General features: G+C 66.3%; 15 protein-coding genes. 4 read left to right on the plus strand and 11 right to left on the minus strand.

Annotated features, from left to right (window positions below):
- Window positions 1-152 precede the first annotated feature (152 nt).
- Window positions 153-572: a DUF3717 domain-containing protein gene (locus AC3ANW_RS22285; RefSeq protein WP_488343007.1), complete on the plus strand. Its 420-nt coding sequence runs from the start codon at window positions 153-155 to the stop codon at window positions 570-572.
- Between the two features lies 1 nt (window position 573).
- Here AC3ANW_RS22285 and AC3ANW_RS22290 read toward each other — a convergent pair whose 3' ends face one another.
- Together AC3ANW_RS22290 and purB are read right to left on the minus strand one after the other, a co-directional pair.
- Window positions 574-1,134, minus strand: a complete 561-nt coding sequence (locus AC3ANW_RS22290; RefSeq protein ID WP_488343008.1) for a YaeQ family protein — start codon at window positions 1,132-1,134, stop codon at window positions 574-576.
- Between the two features lie 9 nt (window positions 1,135-1,143).
- A complete protein-coding gene (gene purB, locus AC3ANW_RS22295) occupies window positions 1,144-2,547 on the minus strand; it encodes an adenylosuccinate lyase (protein WP_488343009.1) in 1,404 nt (467 codons plus the stop codon).
- 66 nt (window positions 2,548-2,613) lie between these two features.
- On the opposite strand from purB, the gene AC3ANW_RS22300 reads away from it, so the two are divergent.
- Window positions 2,614-3,231: a glutathione S-transferase family protein gene (locus AC3ANW_RS22300; RefSeq protein ID WP_488343010.1), complete on the plus strand. Its 618-nt coding sequence runs from the start codon at window positions 2,614-2,616 to the stop codon at window positions 3,229-3,231.
- An 18-nt stretch (window positions 3,232-3,249) separates the two neighbouring features.
- On the opposite strand, the gene AC3ANW_RS22305 is transcribed toward AC3ANW_RS22300, so the two are convergent.
- The 4 genes from AC3ANW_RS22305 to AC3ANW_RS22320 form a co-directional block, all read right to left on the minus strand.
- Complete coding sequence (locus AC3ANW_RS22305; RefSeq protein ID WP_488343011.1) at window positions 3,250-4,482, minus strand: class I SAM-dependent methyltransferase; 1,233 nt, start codon at window positions 4,480-4,482, stop codon at window positions 3,250-3,252.
- Complete coding sequence (locus AC3ANW_RS22310; RefSeq protein WP_488343012.1) at window positions 4,479-5,303, minus strand: DUF1365 domain-containing protein; 825 nt, start codon at window positions 5,301-5,303, stop codon at window positions 4,479-4,481. Before AC3ANW_RS22310 ends, AC3ANW_RS22305 begins: the two co-directional genes overlap by 4 nt.
- Window positions 5,300-6,613, minus strand: coding sequence for an NAD(P)/FAD-dependent oxidoreductase (locus AC3ANW_RS22315; protein WP_488343013.1), 1,314 nt, complete (start codon window positions 6,611-6,613; stop codon window positions 5,300-5,302). The genes AC3ANW_RS22310 and AC3ANW_RS22315 overlap by 4 nt, the downstream gene beginning before the upstream one ends.
- A gap of 329 nt (window positions 6,614-6,942) precedes the next feature.
- Window positions 6,943-7,470 carry a glutathione peroxidase gene (locus tag AC3ANW_RS22320; RefSeq protein ID WP_488345490.1) on the minus strand — a complete coding sequence of 176 codons (528 nt, stop codon included), beginning with the start codon at window positions 7,468-7,470 and terminating at the stop codon, window positions 6,943-6,945.
- 219 nt (window positions 7,471-7,689) lie between these two features.
- Between AC3ANW_RS22320 and AC3ANW_RS22325 the strand changes: the two genes are divergently transcribed.
- Window positions 7,690-8,553: a ferritin family protein gene (locus AC3ANW_RS22325; RefSeq protein ID WP_488343014.1), complete on the plus strand. Its 864-nt coding sequence runs from the start codon at window positions 7,690-7,692 to the stop codon at window positions 8,551-8,553.
- Between the two features lie 63 nt (window positions 8,554-8,616).
- On the opposite strand, the gene AC3ANW_RS22330 is transcribed toward AC3ANW_RS22325, so the two are convergent.
- From AC3ANW_RS22330 to AC3ANW_RS22350, 5 genes are all read right to left on the minus strand, one after another.
- The gene (locus AC3ANW_RS22330) at window positions 8,617-9,819 is read right to left on the minus strand and encodes an HD-GYP domain-containing protein (RefSeq protein WP_488343015.1); all 1,203 of its coding nucleotides are present in this window, start codon (window positions 9,817-9,819) and stop codon (window positions 8,617-8,619) included.
- 108 nt (window positions 9,820-9,927) lie between these two features.
- Window positions 9,928-12,999, minus strand: a complete 3,072-nt coding sequence (locus AC3ANW_RS22335; protein ID WP_488343016.1) for an efflux RND transporter permease subunit — start codon at window positions 12,997-12,999, stop codon at window positions 9,928-9,930.
- Entirely contained in the window at window positions 12,996-14,138 is a 1,143-nt protein-coding gene (locus AC3ANW_RS22340; protein ID WP_488343017.1) for an efflux RND transporter periplasmic adaptor subunit, read from the minus strand. The genes AC3ANW_RS22335 and AC3ANW_RS22340 overlap by 4 nt, the downstream gene beginning before the upstream one ends.
- A gap of 54 nt (window positions 14,139-14,192) precedes the next feature.
- Window positions 14,193-15,641 carry an efflux transporter outer membrane subunit gene (locus tag AC3ANW_RS22345; RefSeq protein WP_488343018.1) on the minus strand — a complete coding sequence of 483 codons (1,449 nt, stop codon included), beginning with the start codon at window positions 15,639-15,641 and terminating at the stop codon, window positions 14,193-14,195.
- 11 nt (window positions 15,642-15,652) lie between these two features.
- The gene (locus tag AC3ANW_RS22350; protein ID WP_488343019.1) at window positions 15,653-16,345 is read right to left on the minus strand and encodes a TetR/AcrR family transcriptional regulator; all 693 of its coding nucleotides are present in this window, start codon (window positions 16,343-16,345) and stop codon (window positions 15,653-15,655) included.
- 120 nt (window positions 16,346-16,465) lie between these two features.
- Here AC3ANW_RS22350 and AC3ANW_RS22355 point away from each other — a divergent pair, with 120 nt between their 5' ends.
- On the plus strand, window positions 16,466-17,422 hold the full coding sequence (locus tag AC3ANW_RS22355) for a LysR family transcriptional regulator (protein ID WP_488343020.1): 957 nt from the start codon (window positions 16,466-16,468) through the stop codon (window positions 17,420-17,422).
- The last annotated feature ends 193 nt before the right edge of the window (window positions 17,423-17,615 follow it).

Raw genomic sequence — 17,615 nt, forward strand, 5'->3', positions numbered from 1 at the left:
CGTGAAGCGGGAGCTACTCCCCTTCGTGGGCGGATTAGAACATTACCCCGGCGTCATTTGCAATCGTGTTCACCCTGCAATGTTGCGGGGTGTTTCTAGGGAACGCCGGGTTGCCGGATGACCTGGACCGGGCGCTTATCATCGCCCTCCCCATGGCCGCACTGCACATCACCGACATCGAAGCCGCCATCAACTATTGGCGTGCCCGCAGGCCATCACCCGACGGCGTGACCCTGGCTCCCGAGATCCGCGCGCTCGCCGAGGTCTATGCGCTGATGGTGTTCTTCCATGAAGACGAAGTGGCGGAACGGGGTTTCCCGGCCAAGGCCTGGAATGCCTGGATGGGCTGGTACGAAAGCACTCCCGACACCCCATGCATCGCCATCTGCTCGACCAGCCAGGGCGACGAGGTCTGCAAGGGTTGTGGCCGCACCTTCGAGGAAGTGCAGCTGTGGCCGGGCATGGGTGCGGTCGACAAACGTGCCACATGGCGGCGCATCACGCTGGACGCGACGTCATGGCGCTTCAACCGCTATGCGGAACGGGCCGCGGAGGGCCCGACGGAGCCTTAGGCTACTTCCAGCGTTCGCAGGTGATCTCGACCGAACCCTTGTCGTTCGACAGCATCAGCGAGCCTTCCTGGATGGTGGCCTGGATCTGCATGCTGCGTTCGGCCAGCAACGCAAGCTCTTGCGAAGCGGCGGACGGAATACGGAATACCTGCAACTTCTCCAGCCGCGCGACCTTGCTCTCCATGCCCTTCCACCAGATGTCGGCGGAATGGGCGAAGCAGAAAAGCTGGACCGCGTCCGCCTTGCTGCAGGCGCGCATCAAGGGTTTTTCTTCGGGCTGGCCGACCTCGATCCACAGCCGCGTGCGGTTGGTGTAGTCGCGCAGCCAGACATCGGGTTCGTCAGGGTTTGACAGACCCGCGCCGAAACTCAGGGTGCCGTCGCCGCCGAGCGTGCTCTGCAGTGCATGTGCCGACAGCGCCAGCGCCGCCAGCCGCACCATCATGCGTTCGTCGTTCTCGCTGGGATGGCGCGCCAGCGTCAGCTGATGGTCGGCGTAGTAGCCGTGGTCGATGTCGGCGACGGCGAGGTTGGCCTTGAAGATCGTCGATTTGAGTGCCATCGCTTGCGATCAGGCCCGACGCGCCAGCTCGGCTGCCTTGCCGATGTAGCTGGCCGGTGTCATGGCCAGCAGGCGCTCTTTTTCGGTTTCCGGAATTTCCAGCGAACGGATGAGGCCGTGCAGGTCTTCCGGTTTCACCGTCTTGCCGCGGGTGACTTCCTTCAGCTTCTCGTATGCGCCCTGCACACCGTAGCGGCGCATCACCGTCTGGATGGGTTCCGCCAGCACTTCCCACGATGCGTCCAGGTCGTCGTCGATGGCTTCCTGGTTCAGCTCGAGCTTGCCCAGGCCGACGGCCAGCGAGTGGTACGCCAGCACGCTGTAGCCCAGCGCCACGCCCATGTTGCGCAGCACGGTCGAGTCGGTCAGGTCACGCTGCCAGCGGCTGATCGGCAGCTTTTCGGCCAGGTGGCGCAGCAGTGCGTTCGCCAGGCCCAGGTTGCCCTCTGCATTCTCGAAGTCGATCGGGTTGACCTTGTGCGGCATGGTCGACGAACCGATTTCGCCGGCCTTCAGGCGCTGCTTGAAGTAACCCAGGCTGATGTAGCCCCAGATGTCGCGTGCCCAGTCGACCAGGATGGTGTTCAGGCGGGCCACCGCATCGAACAGTTCGGCCATGTAGTCGTGCGGCTCGATCTGGATGCTGTAGGGCTGGAAGGTCACGCCCAGGCCCAGCGGCTCGGGTGTCTCGATGACCTTGCGGGAGAAGGCTTCCCAGTCGAAGTCGGGCCAGGCAGACAGGTGGGCGTTGTAGTTTCCGACCGCGCCGTTCATCTTGGCCATCAGCGCAACGCCGGCGATGCGTTCGCGGGCAGCCACCAGACGCACCACCACATTGGCGATTTCCTTGCCGACGGTGGTCGGGCTGGCGGTCTGGCCGTGGGTGCGGGCCAGCAGCGCGACGTCGGCGTACTGGTGCGCCATGTTGCGCATGGTGGTGATGATGCCGTCGACCGCCGGCAGGATGACCTGTTCGCGTGCCACTTTCAGTTGCAGTGCGTGGCTGGTGTTGTTGATGTCTTCGCTGGTGCAGGCGAAATGCACGAACTCGGCGGCGGCCTGCAATTCGGGCCGGGCTTCGAACTTGGACTTGATCCAGTACTCCACGGCCTTCACATCGTGGTTGGTGACCTTCTCGATGTCCTTGATGGCGACGGCGTCGGCTTCGCTGAAGTTCTTCACCAGTCCCAGCAGATAGGTGCGGGCGCCGGGCGAAAGCGGCTTGAATTCGGCAAAACCGCAATCGGACAGGGCGATGAACCAGGCAATCTCCACCTGCACCCGGCGGTGCATGAAACCTTGCTCGCTCATGAGGGGTCGCAGGTTGGCCAGACGACCGGCATAGCGGCCGTCCAGGGGAGAAAGGGCGGAAATCGCAGAAGCGGCGGCGGGGGAAACGGAGGCTGGACTCATGTCACGGATTGTAGGTGGGCGTATCGGAGTACAGGCAACAGAAGGGCCGTCGATAGAATCGGCCCTATGAAATTGATCGGATCCCTGTCCAGCCCCTACGTACGCAAGGTACGTGTCGTGATGGCTGAAAAGAAGCTGGACTACCAGTTCGTTCCCGCGAATCCGTGGGATTCCGCATCGGCCGTTTCGGCCTCCAATCCGCTCGGCAAGGTGCCTTGCCTGGTGATGGAGGGAGGCGAGGCGGTGTTCGATTCGCGTGTCATCGTCGAATACCTCGACACCCTTTCGCCGGTCGGAAAACTCATCCCGCCTTCGGGCCGCGAACGTGCGGAAGTCAAGACCTGGGAGGCGCTGGCCGACGGTGTACTCGACGCCGGCGTGCTGGCCCGCCTTGAAGCCGGCGGCTTCGACGGCCGCACCGAAAACGAACGTTCGCAGGTCTGGATCGACCGCCAGCTCGGCAAGATGCACGACGGCGTCAGGGCCATGGCCCAGGGCCTGGGCGACAAGCCTTTCTGCAGCGGCATCCATCTCAGCCTGTCCGACGTGGCGGTGGGTTGCTGCCTGGGCTGGCTCGAATTCCGGTTCCCGCAGATCGGCTGGCGTGCCGACCATTCGAACCTGGCGCGTCTGATGGACAAGCTGGCGTTGCGGCCCAGCTTCGCGGATTCGAAGCCGGGCTGAGCCGGCCCGGCGGGCCTTTCAGGCTTTCTGCAGGGTGTATTGCACGACGTCGGTATTGCCTTCGGCAAACGCGGCTTCGCAGTACGCCAGATAGAACTCCCAGGTGCGTATGAACCGTTCGTCGAAACCCTGCGCCATCACCTGGGCACGCGCGGCGATGAAGTTTTCCCGCCAGCGTTTCAGGGTCTCCGCGTAGTCGGTGCCGAAGGCGAAACTGTCCACCACCTTCAGGCCGGCCGCCTCGGCCTGGGCCTCGAAGGCCGAAGGGCTGGGCAGGCAACCGCCGGGGAAGATGTACTGCTGGATGAAATCGGTCGAGCGCAGGTAACGCTCGAACAGCCGGTCGTCGATGACGATGCTCTGGATGCAGGCGCGGCCGCCCGGTTTCAGCAGCCGCGATACCGCGCCGAAGTAGGTCGGCCAATACTCCTTGCCCACGGCTTCGACCATTTCGATGGAGCAGATGGCGTCGTACGGACCGTCCGAAACGTCGCGGTAGTCCTGCAGCCGAAGGGCTGCCGCGGGCACCCGTTCTTTCGCGTATTCCAGCTGCTCGGTGGACAGCGTCACGCCGGTCAGGGAAGCACCGAATTCGGTCACCGCCTTCTCAGCCAGCGCGCCCCAGCCACAGCCGATTTCCAGCACCCTGTCGCCCGGTTTCACGCCGGCCATGCGGAGTGCGCGCCGCACCTTGGCATCCTGCGCGGCCGGCATCGGCTGGGTCAGGTCGCCGTCGAAGCTGGCCGACGAATAGTTCATCGTCTCGTCCAGCCACAGCCGGTAGAAATCGTTGCCCAGGTCGTAGTGCTTGTGGATGTTGCGGCGGCTGTTGTGGCGGGTGTTGCGGTTGAGCAGATGACGCACCCGGTACAGCAGGCGGCCTGCCCAGTTGCCGTAGACCATGTCTTCCACTTCGCGCCGGTTGGCAATCAGCAGCTGCAGCAGGGCGGTGAGGTTGGGGGTGTGCCAGTCGCCGGCAATATAGGTCTCGGCGAAACCGATGTCGCCCGACTTGATGGCTGCCGCGCAGACGTTCCAGTTGTCCAGCGTGACCAGGCCGTTGGCGTCGCCCTCGGCCGCCTGGCCGAACTGGCACAGGCCGGCATCGCCCGGCAGTTGGACTGTGAGCTGGCCGTGGCTCAGCCGTTTCAACAAGGAAAACACCGACCGGGCGGCGGCCGGCGCGTGGCTGGGCAGTCCGAACTCGCCCGGCGATGCGGTGGAGGATGTGGTTCCGGTCATGGTGTTCATGAGGATGTGTACGTGGAAGTCACCTGGCCGGTTTCAGGCCGCCCGCCTGCCGTTGTGGACATGGTCGGCGGTGGCGGCTTGCGAAAGAAAGGTGTGCGTTTGACCGCCAAGCGCACGGCCTGCCAGTGGATGCGCCAGACGATGCCCAGGGTCAGCACCGGAAACGCCAGCAGTGCCTGCCGGACGGTGCGAGCGGTGAGGGGCTGCAGCTCGCCGCCGATGCTGGTCAGCAGCAACGGGCCGGTGTCGTCGTCGTAGTCGATGCGCACCACGGTGCGGGCCGGCGCGTCGGAGCGCATGAAACGGAACCGGTAGCGGCCCTGCACCTGGCAGAAGGGCGAGACATGGAACACCTTGTCGGCGCTCAGTTCGACGCCATAGGCCGGGTGGTCCAGCAGGTAGTTGTGACGCTCGCCGAAGGTGTTGTGCACCTCGGCGACGATGGCGCGCAGGCTGCCGTCGGCCCGGTGGCAATACCAGAAGCTGACCGGCTTGAAGGTATGGCCCCACACACGCGGGAAGCAGTGCAGCCAGGCCTCGCCGGTAGCGTCGACGATGCCATGCGCCGCCAGCAGTTCGTCCAGCCAGGCCACGGTGCCGCCTCCCTCGGGCGAACGGCCGTCGCCGTGGTCGGTTTCGCGGAAGGAAAAGATGCCGCGCCGGTTGAAAGCCAGCGCACCGGCGGCGGCCGGATCGGTGCGCAGGGTGCGCATCGGCAGCATCAGGAAACAGCCGGGATAGACGAATGCATTGGCACGCGGGCGCAGGCGACGGTGGCGAACCTCGCCAGTGCCGATCAGCGGGCGTGCCGGGGCGTTCAAGCAGCGGCCTTCAGGGTGCTGTCCTCCAGCAGGCGGCGTGCGGCTTCCTGGCCGGCGGCGAGGCCGTCCTCGTGGAAACCGTAGCCCGCCCAGGCTCCGCAGAAATAACTGTGCTGCAGGCCTTGCAATGCAGGCAGGTCGGCCTGCGCCCGCACGGCCGCAGCATCGAAAACCGGGTGTTCCCAGTGCCTTTCGGCCAGGACCTTAGAAGGATCGACATCGGCCAGCGGGTTCAGCGACACCACCACCGGCTGCGGCCAGGGCAGCGGCTGCAACTGGTTCAGCAGGTAATGCAGACAGACCCGGGGCGACTGGCCGCCGGCGTTGGCGGGCGGTGCGGCCTCGTAGTTCCAGGCCGACCATGCCGCCCGGTGGCGCGGCAGCACGGACTCATCGGTGTGCAGCAGTGCGCGGTTGGCCTGGTACCGGATGGCGCCCAGCATGGCCGATTCCGCGGCGGTCGGTGCGGCCAGCAGCCGCAGGGCCTGGTCGCTGTGGGTGGCGATGACCACCTTGTCGAAACGTTCGGTGCCGGTGGCGGTGCTGACCATCACGCCTGCCACGTCGCGGTCGATCCGCAGGACGGGAGTGGACAGGCGTTTGTCGGCGATACCCGCCACGATTTTCCTGACGTACTGCTGCGACCCGCCGGCCACGGTGAACCACTGCGGCCGGTCGATCACCTGCAGCAGGCCGTGGTTGTGGCAGAAACGGATCAGCGTGGCGGTCGGGAACTGCAGCATCTGGTCGGTCGGGCAGCTCCAGATGCAGCCCAGCATCGGCAGCAGATACCAGTCACGGAAGGGCATTCCGAAACCGTGCCGGTCAAGGAAGGCGCCCAGCGGTTGCTGCATGTCGGCGCAGTCGGTTGCCGCTTCCGACCGGGCGAGCCGGGTGGCGGTCCTGTTGAAACGCATCAGGTCGCGCAGCATCGACCAGAAGGCCGGCCGCAGCAGGTTGCTGCGCTGGGCGAAGACGGTGGACAGGTTGGTACCGCTCCATTCGAGCGGCGCACGGCCTGCTCGCGGCACCTGCACCGAGAACGACATGTCCGAAGGCACGGTCAGCACGCCGAGTTCCTGGAACAGCGCGATCAGGCGTGGATAGGTGCGTTCGTTGTAGACCAGAAACCCGGTATCGACGCCATGCCGGACCGGATTGCCGTCATGCCCGGGCAGGGTGACGTCGACCGTGTGCGCGTGGCCGCCAAAACAGTCTGCAGCTTCGAACAGTGTGAGGTTGGCTTGACCACGCAGCGCGTGGGCCGCAGCCATGCCGGAAATGCCGGCACCGACGATGGCGACTTTCATGCCGATTCCTCCCTGGAAAACGGCCGGTTCGGCGAATACAAGATTGCTGCGAAGCGCCCCGACACGAAGGAGGGAGGGAGGGAGGAGGAGAAGAGTCGCCTCGGGATTGCAGCCCGGTCACACAGACCGGAAAGGCTTCGCAGCAATAAAAAAGGTGTCCGGACGATGCCGATCAGAAAACATGTGAGCTGCATCGAATCGCGATGGTTCCCGCGTCGCTTGAACACTGCGTAAGTTTTTGTAATCAAGACATGGGTTCCCATGAAACCGATACGCAGCCGGAGGCGGCTTGGATGCAGCCTGGCGCGTCGGCCTGCTTCATGACCGCTTCAGCGCGCCGCGAGCTGCTGCTCGATAGCCTTCACGAAGTCCTTGTCTTCCGGCGAAGTGGTGCTGGCGTATGCCGCCACCGGCCTGCCATCGCGGCCCACCAGATACTTGTAGAAGTTCCAGAGCGGTGTCTTGCCCGTCTGGGCCGCGAGTTCCTTGAACAGCGGGTTGGCGTCCGAGCCACGCACCGCCGTCTTGGTGAACATCGGGAATTTCACGCCGAAGGTGTTCTCGCAGAAATCGGCGATGTCCTTGTTGCTGCCGGACTCCTGGGAAAAGTCGTTGGACGGGAAACCCAGCACCACCAGGCCCCGGTCCTGGTACCGTGCATGCAGCGCTTCCAGGCCCTTGTATTGCGGAGTGAAGCCGCAAAAGCTGGCGGTATTAACGATCAGCAACACTTTGCCTGCGTACTGACAGAGCTCTTGCGGCTTTTCGTCCTGCAGGCGCAGAAAGGTTTTCTGCAGCAGTGCCGGACAGCCGGTCGTGGCGGCTTGTACCGGCTTGAAAAACAGCGCCGCCGGCATCAGCGCTAGCCCCTGCAACACAGTGCGACGGGAAGTTGGAAATGTGTCGAAAGGGTTCATGTTCACTATGTTAGGCGCGATGGTGCGACATTCGACAGCGATCTTTTTCGGCGCTGCAAAACCCGGTATTTCGTATGTCCTTGAATACCTTGGAGTTTTTGGCTGGATGTCCTGCGGGGCTGTTTAAAATCCGGGCCGCGCCTGTCAACTAGGTTTCTCATGCTGTATCCCGAACTTTTCAAACAACTCGAATCAGTCCGCTGGGACATGGACCGCGATATCCCCTGGGATAAGTTCGACGCGTCCCTCTTGTCCGACGAGCAGGCGCAGACGGTGAAGATGAATGCGATCACCGAATGGGCCGCGCTGCCGGCGACTGAAATGTTTCTGCGCGACAACCGTCACGACAGTGATTTCTCGGCTTTCATGTCGATCTGGTTCTTCGAAGAACAGAAACATTCGCTGGTGCTGATGGAGTACCTGCGCCGCTTCAAGCCCGAATACGTGCCGACCGAAAAGGAACTGCACGAAGTGCGTTTCGACTTCGATCCGGCGCCGCCGCTCGAAACCCTCATGCTGCATTTCTGCGGCGAGATCCGGCTGAATCACTGGTACCGCCGCGCCGCCGAATGGCATTCCGAGCCGGTCATCCGCCACATCTACACGACGCTCAGCCAGGACGAAGCCCGTCACGGCGGCGCCTATCTGCGCTACATGAAGCGTGCCATCGCCAAGTTCGGTGACGAAGCCAAGAGCGCCTTCAGCAAGGTCGGCGTCCTGATGGCCAGCGCACGCCGCACCGCACAGGCACTGCACCCCACCAACCTGCATGTGAACAAGGCGCTGTTCCCCAACGACACGGTGCAGAGCCGCATGCCCGATCCGGAATGGCTCGAACACTGGCTGGACAGCCAGATCAAGTTCGACGCCGTATGGGAAACCAAGGTCGGCGAACGCATCCTGCACAACCTGAGCCTGCTGCTGAACCAGAGCTTCAAGACGGTGCAGGAACTGAACCGCTACCGCAAGGAAATCGCGGCCTCCGTCGCGGCCGCCAACCCGGCACCCCAGCCTGCCGCCTGAGCTTGCGGGATGCAGCAAAAAGCGCCTCGTCGAGGCGCTTTTTCTAAGCGGCGGCCCGGATGCTCAGATCAGGGTGAGCATCTTCTCGAGCGAGAACTGAACCTTCACCTCACGGTACGGCAGGCTGGCGGTGATCTTGTGGGTGACCAGGGCGGTGTCCCGCATCGACATCTCGCCGACCGGCATGCCCTGCCGGTTCAGCACCGTGGCCACCCTGGGTGTGGTGCCGGTCCGGCCGCGCCGCAGCACCAGGCCCACCTCGTTGGAAGCCAGGCGCACGAAGGACCCCGGCGGATAGACCCCCATGGCGGTGATGAGGGCCGCGCCGGCTTCATCGACCCGGTGTTCGTCGTCGAAATAACTGGCCCGCATCGCGATGGCCGCAGGCATCGCCCAGCGTGAAACCCGGGGTGACAGCCGGGCAGCGAAGATGTCGGCACGTTCGATCAGCCGCGCCACCCGATCGCCGGGTGTCATGTCGGACAGCTTGCCCGACGGCGGTTCGTGGTGGCGCCGCACGGCTTCGAGCCATACGGCGTCGGTCACGCCCAGCGCTTCGAGCATGTCGGCCGAACGGCTGGAATGGATGGAGATCAGCGCCATCTGCGCCTCGGTCGGCCTGCCGGCCTGCTGGGCCAGCTGGTCCTGCAGTTCGGTCATGCCGATGTTCATCGTCAGGGCGGCCAAACCCAGGGTTTCGACCACCGCGTCGTCCCACTGCAGCACGTCGCGGGCGGCCATGGAGCAGATCACAGCGACCAGTATCGCGTGGGTGGCGCTGTACATGGCGAGCTCGCGCGAGGCGAAATGGATCAACGCGAAGATGGTGGCGTCAGGCTGGTTCTTGCTGCAATGGAGCAGTTCGCCGTACAGCCGCCGCACCTTGGTCAGGAAATCGGGCTGGTCGGTGTTGCGCAGCAGCTGGGTGGCGCGCAACTGCAGTTCCAGCCAGTCGGGCGGGCCCTCGCGCGGCGCCTCCGCCGCCACTGCCGCCTTGGGGCTGATGTGCGCCTGGGCGATCTCGCCGATGGTTTTCTGCTCGCGCATCAGCGTGTCGAGCTGGCCCATGTAGGCGCGCTGGTGTTCCGGCGATTCCTCGATGTCGATGCACAGCGTGCCGGCGCGCGAGACCAGGAATTCAAGCTGGTTGCGGGTGGAGACCACCAGGCCACGGCGGGCGAGCAGGGTTCCGTCCTCCGTCCGGAGTGAAAACGGGAGTGGAATGCCTAGCTTGATGGATTCAGGTCGGAGCGGGATCAGGTTCATGCGGATCGCCGAAGAATTGGCGATTATCTATGTGAAAAGCGCGACATTTCCGCGGTGAAATACCTGTTGCATCTGCCGCCCCCGCAGAGTGCATGCGGGGGCGCGTGTTCATGCCGCCGGTGGGGTCTTGCCCCGCCGCAGCCGCCGGCCGAACCACAGCCCCACGTCGTCCACATAGGTGAACACGGCGGGGATCACCAGCAGGCTCAGCACGGTGGAGGTGATCAGCCCGCCGATCACCGCGACGGCCATCGGCGACCGGAAGCTGGAGTCGGCGCTGCCGGCGCCGATGGCGATCGGCAGCATGCCGGCGCCCATGGCCAGCGTGGTCATGATGATCGGCCGGGCACGTTTGTGGCAGGCGTCGATGAGCGCTTCCCAACGGGTCATGCCGTGTTCGCGTCGCGCCAGGATGGCGTATTCGACCAGCAGGATGGAGTTCTTGGTGGCGATGCCCATCAGCATGATCAGGCCGATCAGCGACGGCATCGAGAAGCTCTTGTGCGCCGCCAGCAAGGCCACGAAGGCTCCGCCCAGCGACAGCGGCAGCGCGGCCAGGATGGTCACCGGATGCAGGAAGTCCTTGAACAGCAGCACCAGCACGATGTAGATGCAAAGAACGCCGGTCAGCATGGCCAGGCCGAAGCTGGCGAACAGTTCGCCCATCACCTCCGCATCGCCCACCTCGGTGACCCGCACGCCGGGCGGCAGGTTGCGCACCGACGGCAAGGCCTTCACCTGCCTGACCGCATCGCCCAGCTGCACGCCGCCGAGCTCGATCTCGAAGTTGATGTTGCGGGCACGGTCGTAGCGCTGGATGACGGCCGGGCCGCCCGAGACTTCCAGCGTGGCCACGTCCCCCAGCAGCACCGGGCCGCGTTTGCCGGGCACCGAGAGGCGCTCCAGCACCGCCAGGTCCTGTCGGGCGCTTTCGTCCAGTCGCACCATGATCGGCACCTGACGTTGCGCCAGGTTCAGTTTGGGCAGGCCGACGTCGTAGTCGCCGACAGTGGCCACCCGCAGCGTTTCGGCGATGGCCGCGCTGGTCACGCCCAGGTCGGCGGCACGGGCGAAGTCGGGGCGCACCGCGATCTCGGGCCGGACCAGGCTGGCGCTGGATGCGATGTTGCCCAGGCCGGGAATGGTGCGCAGGTCGCGCTCCACTGCCTGCGCGGCACTGGCCAGGGCCTGCGGGTCGTCGCCCGCCAGCACCAGCACGTACTTGTCGTTGGCACCGCCCAGGCCCACCTTCAGGCGCACGCCGGGGAGGGTTTCCAGTGCGTCGCGGATCTGGTTCTCGATGACCTGTTTCCTGGGGCGTTCACCGCGCTTGTCCAGCTGGATGGTGAGCGTCGCACGCCGCACCTCACCCGCCACCGGCGCCGCGAAACCATCGCCGCCGGCCGAGCCGCCTCCGATGGTGGTGTAGACGCTGCCGACATGCGTGATGCGGCCCAGCCGCTGGCGTGCGTCCTCGGCCACGGCGCTGGTCTGCGCCAGCGTGCTGCCGGGCTGCAGCTCGATATAGACCTGCGTCTGCGAGTTGTCGTCCGGCGGAATGAAACCGGTCGGCAGCAGCGGGATGAGCGCGATGGAACCGACGAAGAACAACAGCGCCAGCACCATGGTGACGAAGCGGTGCTTCAGGCACCAGCCAACCCAGCGGGTGTAGGCCGCCAGCCAGCGCGGCTCTTTTTCGGCGTCGATGATGGGCTTCAGGATGTAGGCCGCCATCATCGGCGTCAGCACCCGGGCGACCACCAGCGAGGCGAACACCGCCAGCGCGGCGGTCCAGCCGAACTGCTTGAAGAACTTGCCTGCGATGCCGCTCATGAAGGCGGTCGGCAGGAACACCGCGATCAGCGTGAAGGTAGTGGCGACGACGGCCAGGCCGATCTCGTCCGCCGCTTCCATGGCCGCCTGATAAGGCGACTTGCCCATCCGCAGGTGGCGCACGATGTTCTCGACTTCCACGATGGCGTCGTCCACCAGGATGCCGACCACCAGCGACAGCGCCAGCAGCGTGACCACGTTGACCGAGAAGCCCAGCATGTACATGCCGATGAAGGCCGGGATGACCGACAGCGGCAGCGCCACAGCCGACACCAGCGTGGCACGGAAGTCACGCAAAAACAGCCACACCACCAGCACCGCCAGGATGGCGCCCTCGTAGAGCATGTGCATCGAGCCGTCGTATTCGTCGGCTACCGGCTGCACGAAGTTGAAGGCCTCGGTCAGGTGGATGTCGGGATGGGTTTGCTGCAGTTCGGCCAAGGCCTTCTGCACTGCCGCGCCCACTTCGACCTCGCTCGATCCGCGGCTGCGCGCAACCTCGAAACCCACCACCGTCTTGCCGTTCAGCAAGGCGCTGGCACGGCGCTCCGCGACCGTGTCGGTGACGGTGGCCAGCTGGTCCAGCCGCACCCGCCGGCCATCCGACAGCGCCAGTTGCAGCGATGCCAGTTCGGCCGCGCTCTGCACCGTGGCCAGGGTGCGCACCGGCTGTTCGCCGGAACCCAGGTCGGTACGTCCGCCGGCGCTTTCGTTCTGCACCTGGCGCAGCTGTTTCGACACCTCGGCCGCCGTGGCGCCGAGGGATTGCAACCGGCCCGGATCGAGCGAAACCCGCACCTCGCGGTTGACGCCGCCGACCCGGTTGACCGCGCCCACGCCGCGCACCGCCAGCAGCCTGCGCGCCAGCGTGTCGTCGACGAACCAGGACAGGCCTTCCTCGTCCAGCTTGTCCGAACTGATGGCGTAAGCCAGCACCGGCTGGCCCGCCAGGTCGACCTTGGTGATGATCGGATCGCGCAGGTCGGCCGGCAGGTCGGCGCGCACCCGGCCGACGGCGGAACGCACGTCGTCCACGGCTTCCTGCACCGGCTTTTCCAGTTCGAACTGGGCCATGATCGTCACGGTGCCGTCCTGCACCGTGGTGTTGATGTGCTTGAGCCGCTGCAGCGTGGCGATCGAGTTCTCGATCTTGCGGGCCACGTCGGTTTCCAGCTGGCCGGGCGCCGCGCCGGGCAGCAGCGCGGTGACGTTGACCGTGGGCAGGTCGATGTCGGGGAAGTTCTGCACCTTCATCGCGTTGAAGGACAGGATGCCGCCGAAGGTGAGCATGACGAACAGCATCACCGCCGGAATCGGGTTCCGGATGGACCAGGCGGAGACGTTCATTTGGCAGCCCCGTTCGCCACGCGCACCACGTCACGGTCGTTCAGGAAACCCGCGCCCTGCACCACCACCGCCTGGTCGGCCGCCAGTCCGGACACGATCTCGATGCGGTCGCCCAGGCGGCGGCCGGTCGTCACCTTGCGTTGCGAGACGCGGCTTTCGGCGTCGGGCACGAAGACATAACTGAAGGCCTCGCGCACCACGACCGCCTGTTGCGGCACCGTCAGGGCGTCACTCGACCCGAGCTGGAACGTGCCCTTCGCAAACATCCCCGGAAACACCGGCGCACCCGGTTTGCCGGGCGCTCCATACCCCGGCTGGGCCGGCAGGTCGACATACACCAGGCCGTTGCGGGTCTGCGGGTCGACGGTGGGCGCCAGCATGCGCACCGTCCCGTCCAACTCTGCGCCGCTGGCCGCCACCACACGCACCGGCAGCCCGGGCCGGATGCGGCCCAGTTCGGCCGAAGTGACCTCGGCTCGCCATTCGAGCCGGCCGCGCCGCACCATGCGGAACAGCTCGGTGCCGGCGCCCACGACGGCACCGACGGTGGCGGTGCGTGAGGAAATCACCCCGCTGTCGGGCGCCAGCACCTGGGCAAAACCGAGGCGCACCTGCTGCGCGTCGAACACCGCCTTCGCAGCTTCGACACGCGCCTTGGCGGTCTGTTCGGCCGTCATGTACTGGGCGATCTGCGAGGTGCTCAGCGCACCGCTGCGGTCGAGCGTGCGGGCGCGCTCGGCGTTGGCGGCGGCATCGGCCGCGGTGGCCTGCGCTTCCAGCAGCGAGGCCCTGGCCTGTGCCACGTCGGCGCGCGGGGTTTCGGATGCGAACGTGGCCAGCACCTGGCCGGCGCGCACGTTGTCGCCGACGTTCACCTTGACGTCGGTCAGCCGCAGCCCGGCGGCCTGCGAGCCGATCACCGCCTCCTGCCAGGCGGCGATGCTGCCGTTGGCGGTCAGTGCCACCGTAAGCGAGCTTTTTTGCGGCAAGGCGGTCGATACGGTGAGGGCCGGCCGGGCCGTCGGTGCCGGGTCGGCGGCGCGGGCGCTGCGGGTGGCGATCACGCCGCCGACCAGCAGCAGGCTGCAGACGGCCAGGGCCAGGACGGAGGGGCGCAGGAAAAGGGCTTTGCGTTGCATGGCGAAAGTTCTGAAGATGATGGGACGCTCGGTGCGATGACTTGTGGTGCGCGATCAGTGCCCGCCGGCGGCCCGCGGCACGGGGTCGCCCGGCGCCGGGTCGTCGGTGCGCCAACCGCCGCCGACCGCGCGGTACAACGAGATCCAGGCGGCCATGCGTTCGCGCCGGAGGTTGACGCGGGCGGTTTCGGAAGCCAGCGCGGTGCGCCGCACGTCTTCCAGCGAGATCAGGTTGGCCAGGCCGGCGTCGTACCGCGCCTGTGTGCCTTCCAGCGCCTTGCGGTAGCCCTCCGCAGCGGTGTCGGCCGATGCCACGCGGTCGTTGGCGGCCTGCAGGTTGACCAGCGATTCCTCGACCTCGCGCACCGCCTGTCGTGCCTTGGCGTTCAGCTGGGCGGCGGCCTCGTCGTAACGCGCCTGCACCGATGCGATGTTGGCGACATGCCGGCCGCCGTCGAAGATCGGCAGCGACAGGGCGACCGGGCCGACCTGCCAGTTGGTGAAGCCCAGGTCGCGGCCGCCGTAAGACAGCCGGGCCCGCGACACCGAACCCTGCAGCGTGAGCCGTGGATAACGCGCGGCCTCGGCTTCGCCCACTTCGGCGCTGACGGCGGCCACTTCGAGCGCGGCGGCTCGGATGTCGGGGCGCTGCTCCAGCAGGCGGGCCGGCAGCGGCGGCACCATGAACAGCGCGGTCGGCGTGGCGATGTCGGCGGCGGCCGCGATACGCTGGCGCAGCGTGTCCTCGTCCAGTGCGGTCAGGGCGACCAATGCCTTCAGGTTGACCTCGCAGCTGGCGCGCTGCTGGGTCAGGCGGGCGTCACCGTCACCGGCGCTGCCGCGGGCCAGCGCGGCGTCGGCCGGCGCCTGGAAACCGGCCTGCGCCGACAGGTCCGAAAGCCGCGCGGTCTCGTTGCGCGACTTCGAGTCGGACGCTGCCACCGCCAGCAGGCGCTGGCAGTTGCGCAGGGTGTCGAGCTGGTTGGCCACGTCGGCCGCCACCGCCACCCGGGCGTCGTGCCACGAGGCGCGGGCACCCTGCAGCCGGGCCTCTGCGGCGTCGCGGGCGGCAGCGTTGGCGCCGAACAGATCGGTGTCCCAGCTGACCGCCGGTCCGACCTGCGCCTGCGTGGCGACGCCCAGCACCTGAGCATTGAAACCCCGCTGGACGCTGGCGTTGAGATCGGCCGACGGCAGCAACGCCGCGCCGCTGACGATGCGGGTGCTGCGTGCCTGCAGCAGGCGCGAGCGGGCCTGGGCCAACGTGGGGCTGGCCACCTCGGCCGCGTCGATGAGTTCGACCAGCAGCGGGTCGTTCAGCTGCTGCCACCAGTTGCGCATCTCGCCCTGGCTGCCGTCGTGCGGCAAGGTGGCGTGCCAGCCGGCAGGCGCCTGGAGCGGCGGCTGGGCGGGCGGCCGTGCGGTGGCGCAACCGGTCAGGACGGCCATCGCGACGAAGGCGGCGGTCGCCGGCAGCCGCGCGGATCTGAAACGCTGGTTCATGGAATGACTCATCACGGGAGCAGACGGGAGGAAGCTGGAGGGGCTGCAGATGTCGAAGAGCCGCGCCGGGCGCGTTCGGCATCGACCAGCGCCAGTGCGAACACCACCAGCCGCGCCGACCAGGCGTCCAGCGCCTCGTGGGACGCCAGAAGGCTGGGCCGCTCGGTCTCGGCGAGCTCACGCGAGACCATCAGCTGGATGCCCAGGCCGGTGATCGCGATGGCCAGCCGGTGCAAGTCGTCGTCGGCTTGTTTCAGGCCGAGTGCGCGGCACAGCGCGGCGACCAGGCCGGCGTGCTGGTGGGCGTCGCGCGCGCGTTCGGCCTGCCATTGCTCGGTGGGTTCCAGCATTTCGCGCATGTAAAGGCGCATGGCCTGCCGCATGCGGTCGCCCTGCTTGAGCGGCTCGACGAAGCTGTCGTAATAGGTGCGCAGCAAGCTCTCCAGCGACGGATGTTCATCGAAGTCGACCGACGATCCACAGTTGTTGCACAGCTCGCGAAAGGTGGCGCGGTACAGGCCGGCCTTGTCGCCGAAGTAATAGCGGATGGCGGCCAGGTTGGCGCCGGCTGCTTCGGCCAGCGCGCGGGTGGAGGTGCGGGCGAAACCGCGCTCGGAAAACAGGCGCAGGGCGCAGTCGAGCAGGCGACCCCGGGTGGCTCCGGTGTCGCCGGGGGTGGGAGGTGGTGGGTGGTCTGGCGGCATGGCGGGCGATTAAATCACCAATTCAATCGTTTGATTGAATTTAGCCTTCATGTATCGCGGCTTTACGAATGCATCGGATTCGACCGCGATGGCGTGGTTTTTGCGTCGGTCGGTTCTGCCATGTCCATCGTCCCGCGCCCCCAGCCCACACCCCTCAATCTGCGCCAGATCGAGGTGTTCCACGCCATCATGATCACCGGTTCGCTGAGTGAGGCCGGGCGCATGTTGTGTGTGTCGCAACCGGCGGTCAGCCGGGTGCTGGCCACCGCCGAAAGCCGGCTGAAGTTCCTGCTCTTCGAACGGGTGCGGGGCCGGCTGCAGCCCACTCCCGAGGCGCGGCGGCTGTTCTCGGAGGTCGAATCCATCATCGCCGGCGTCGGCCACTTCAACACCCTTGCGCGCAGCCTGGCCGAAGGCAACGAAGGCAAGCTGTGCATCGTCTCGAGCCCGAGCTACAGCGAATGGCTGATGCCGCGCGCCATCGACCGTTTCCGGGCGCGCCATCCGGAAGTCCACATCAACTACCGGCCGCTGCCTTTCGACGCCATGCTGCCGCACATGCTGCTGGGCCGGGCCGACCTGTGCATTTCGTCGATGCCGCCGCCGCCCAGCGCCAACCTGGTCTCCAAGGTGATCGGCGAGGGCAACATCATGTGCGCCATACCGCGCCGCCATCCGCTGGCCCGGCTGGAGGCCGTCACGCCCGCGGACCTGCGCGACCAGACCCTCATCAGCTACGGCAGCGAGACGCCTTTCGGCCAGCTCATCAGCCGTTTCCTGGCGGACGGCGAGGTGACGCCGCACATCGAGATCCGCTCCACACCCGAGGCCCTGGCACTGGTCCGCCAGGGGGTCGGCGTGGCGCTGATCGAGTCTTTCGGTTATGCGGCGTCGCTGTCGGACACCATGGTGCTGCGGCCCATCCGCCCGCAACTCGGCCACCACATCTATCAGATCCATTCGCGCAGCAGCCCGCTGTCGAACCTGGCCAAGGGTTTCCTGGCCACGCTCAAACACCTGCTTGACAAGGAAGAGCTGCTGCCCGAGGCCATGCCGACGGCCCGCCTGGCGGCCTGAGCCTGGCGAGTCGCCGCGCCGGCCAGGCGGTTTCGACGCCAAACCGTGCCCTGGCTCATCACGATTTGGGGAGTGTCCATAACCGAAGGCTATGGATCGGGTTAACCCTGGGATGATGTGTGCGCGCAGTTTCCTTTTCATTTCAAGGACTTGCGACGTTCTTGCGATGCCGGGCCGCCGTCGGGCACCGCGC

The sequence above is a fragment of the Xylophilus sp. PBN-3R genome (assembly GCF_057747805.1).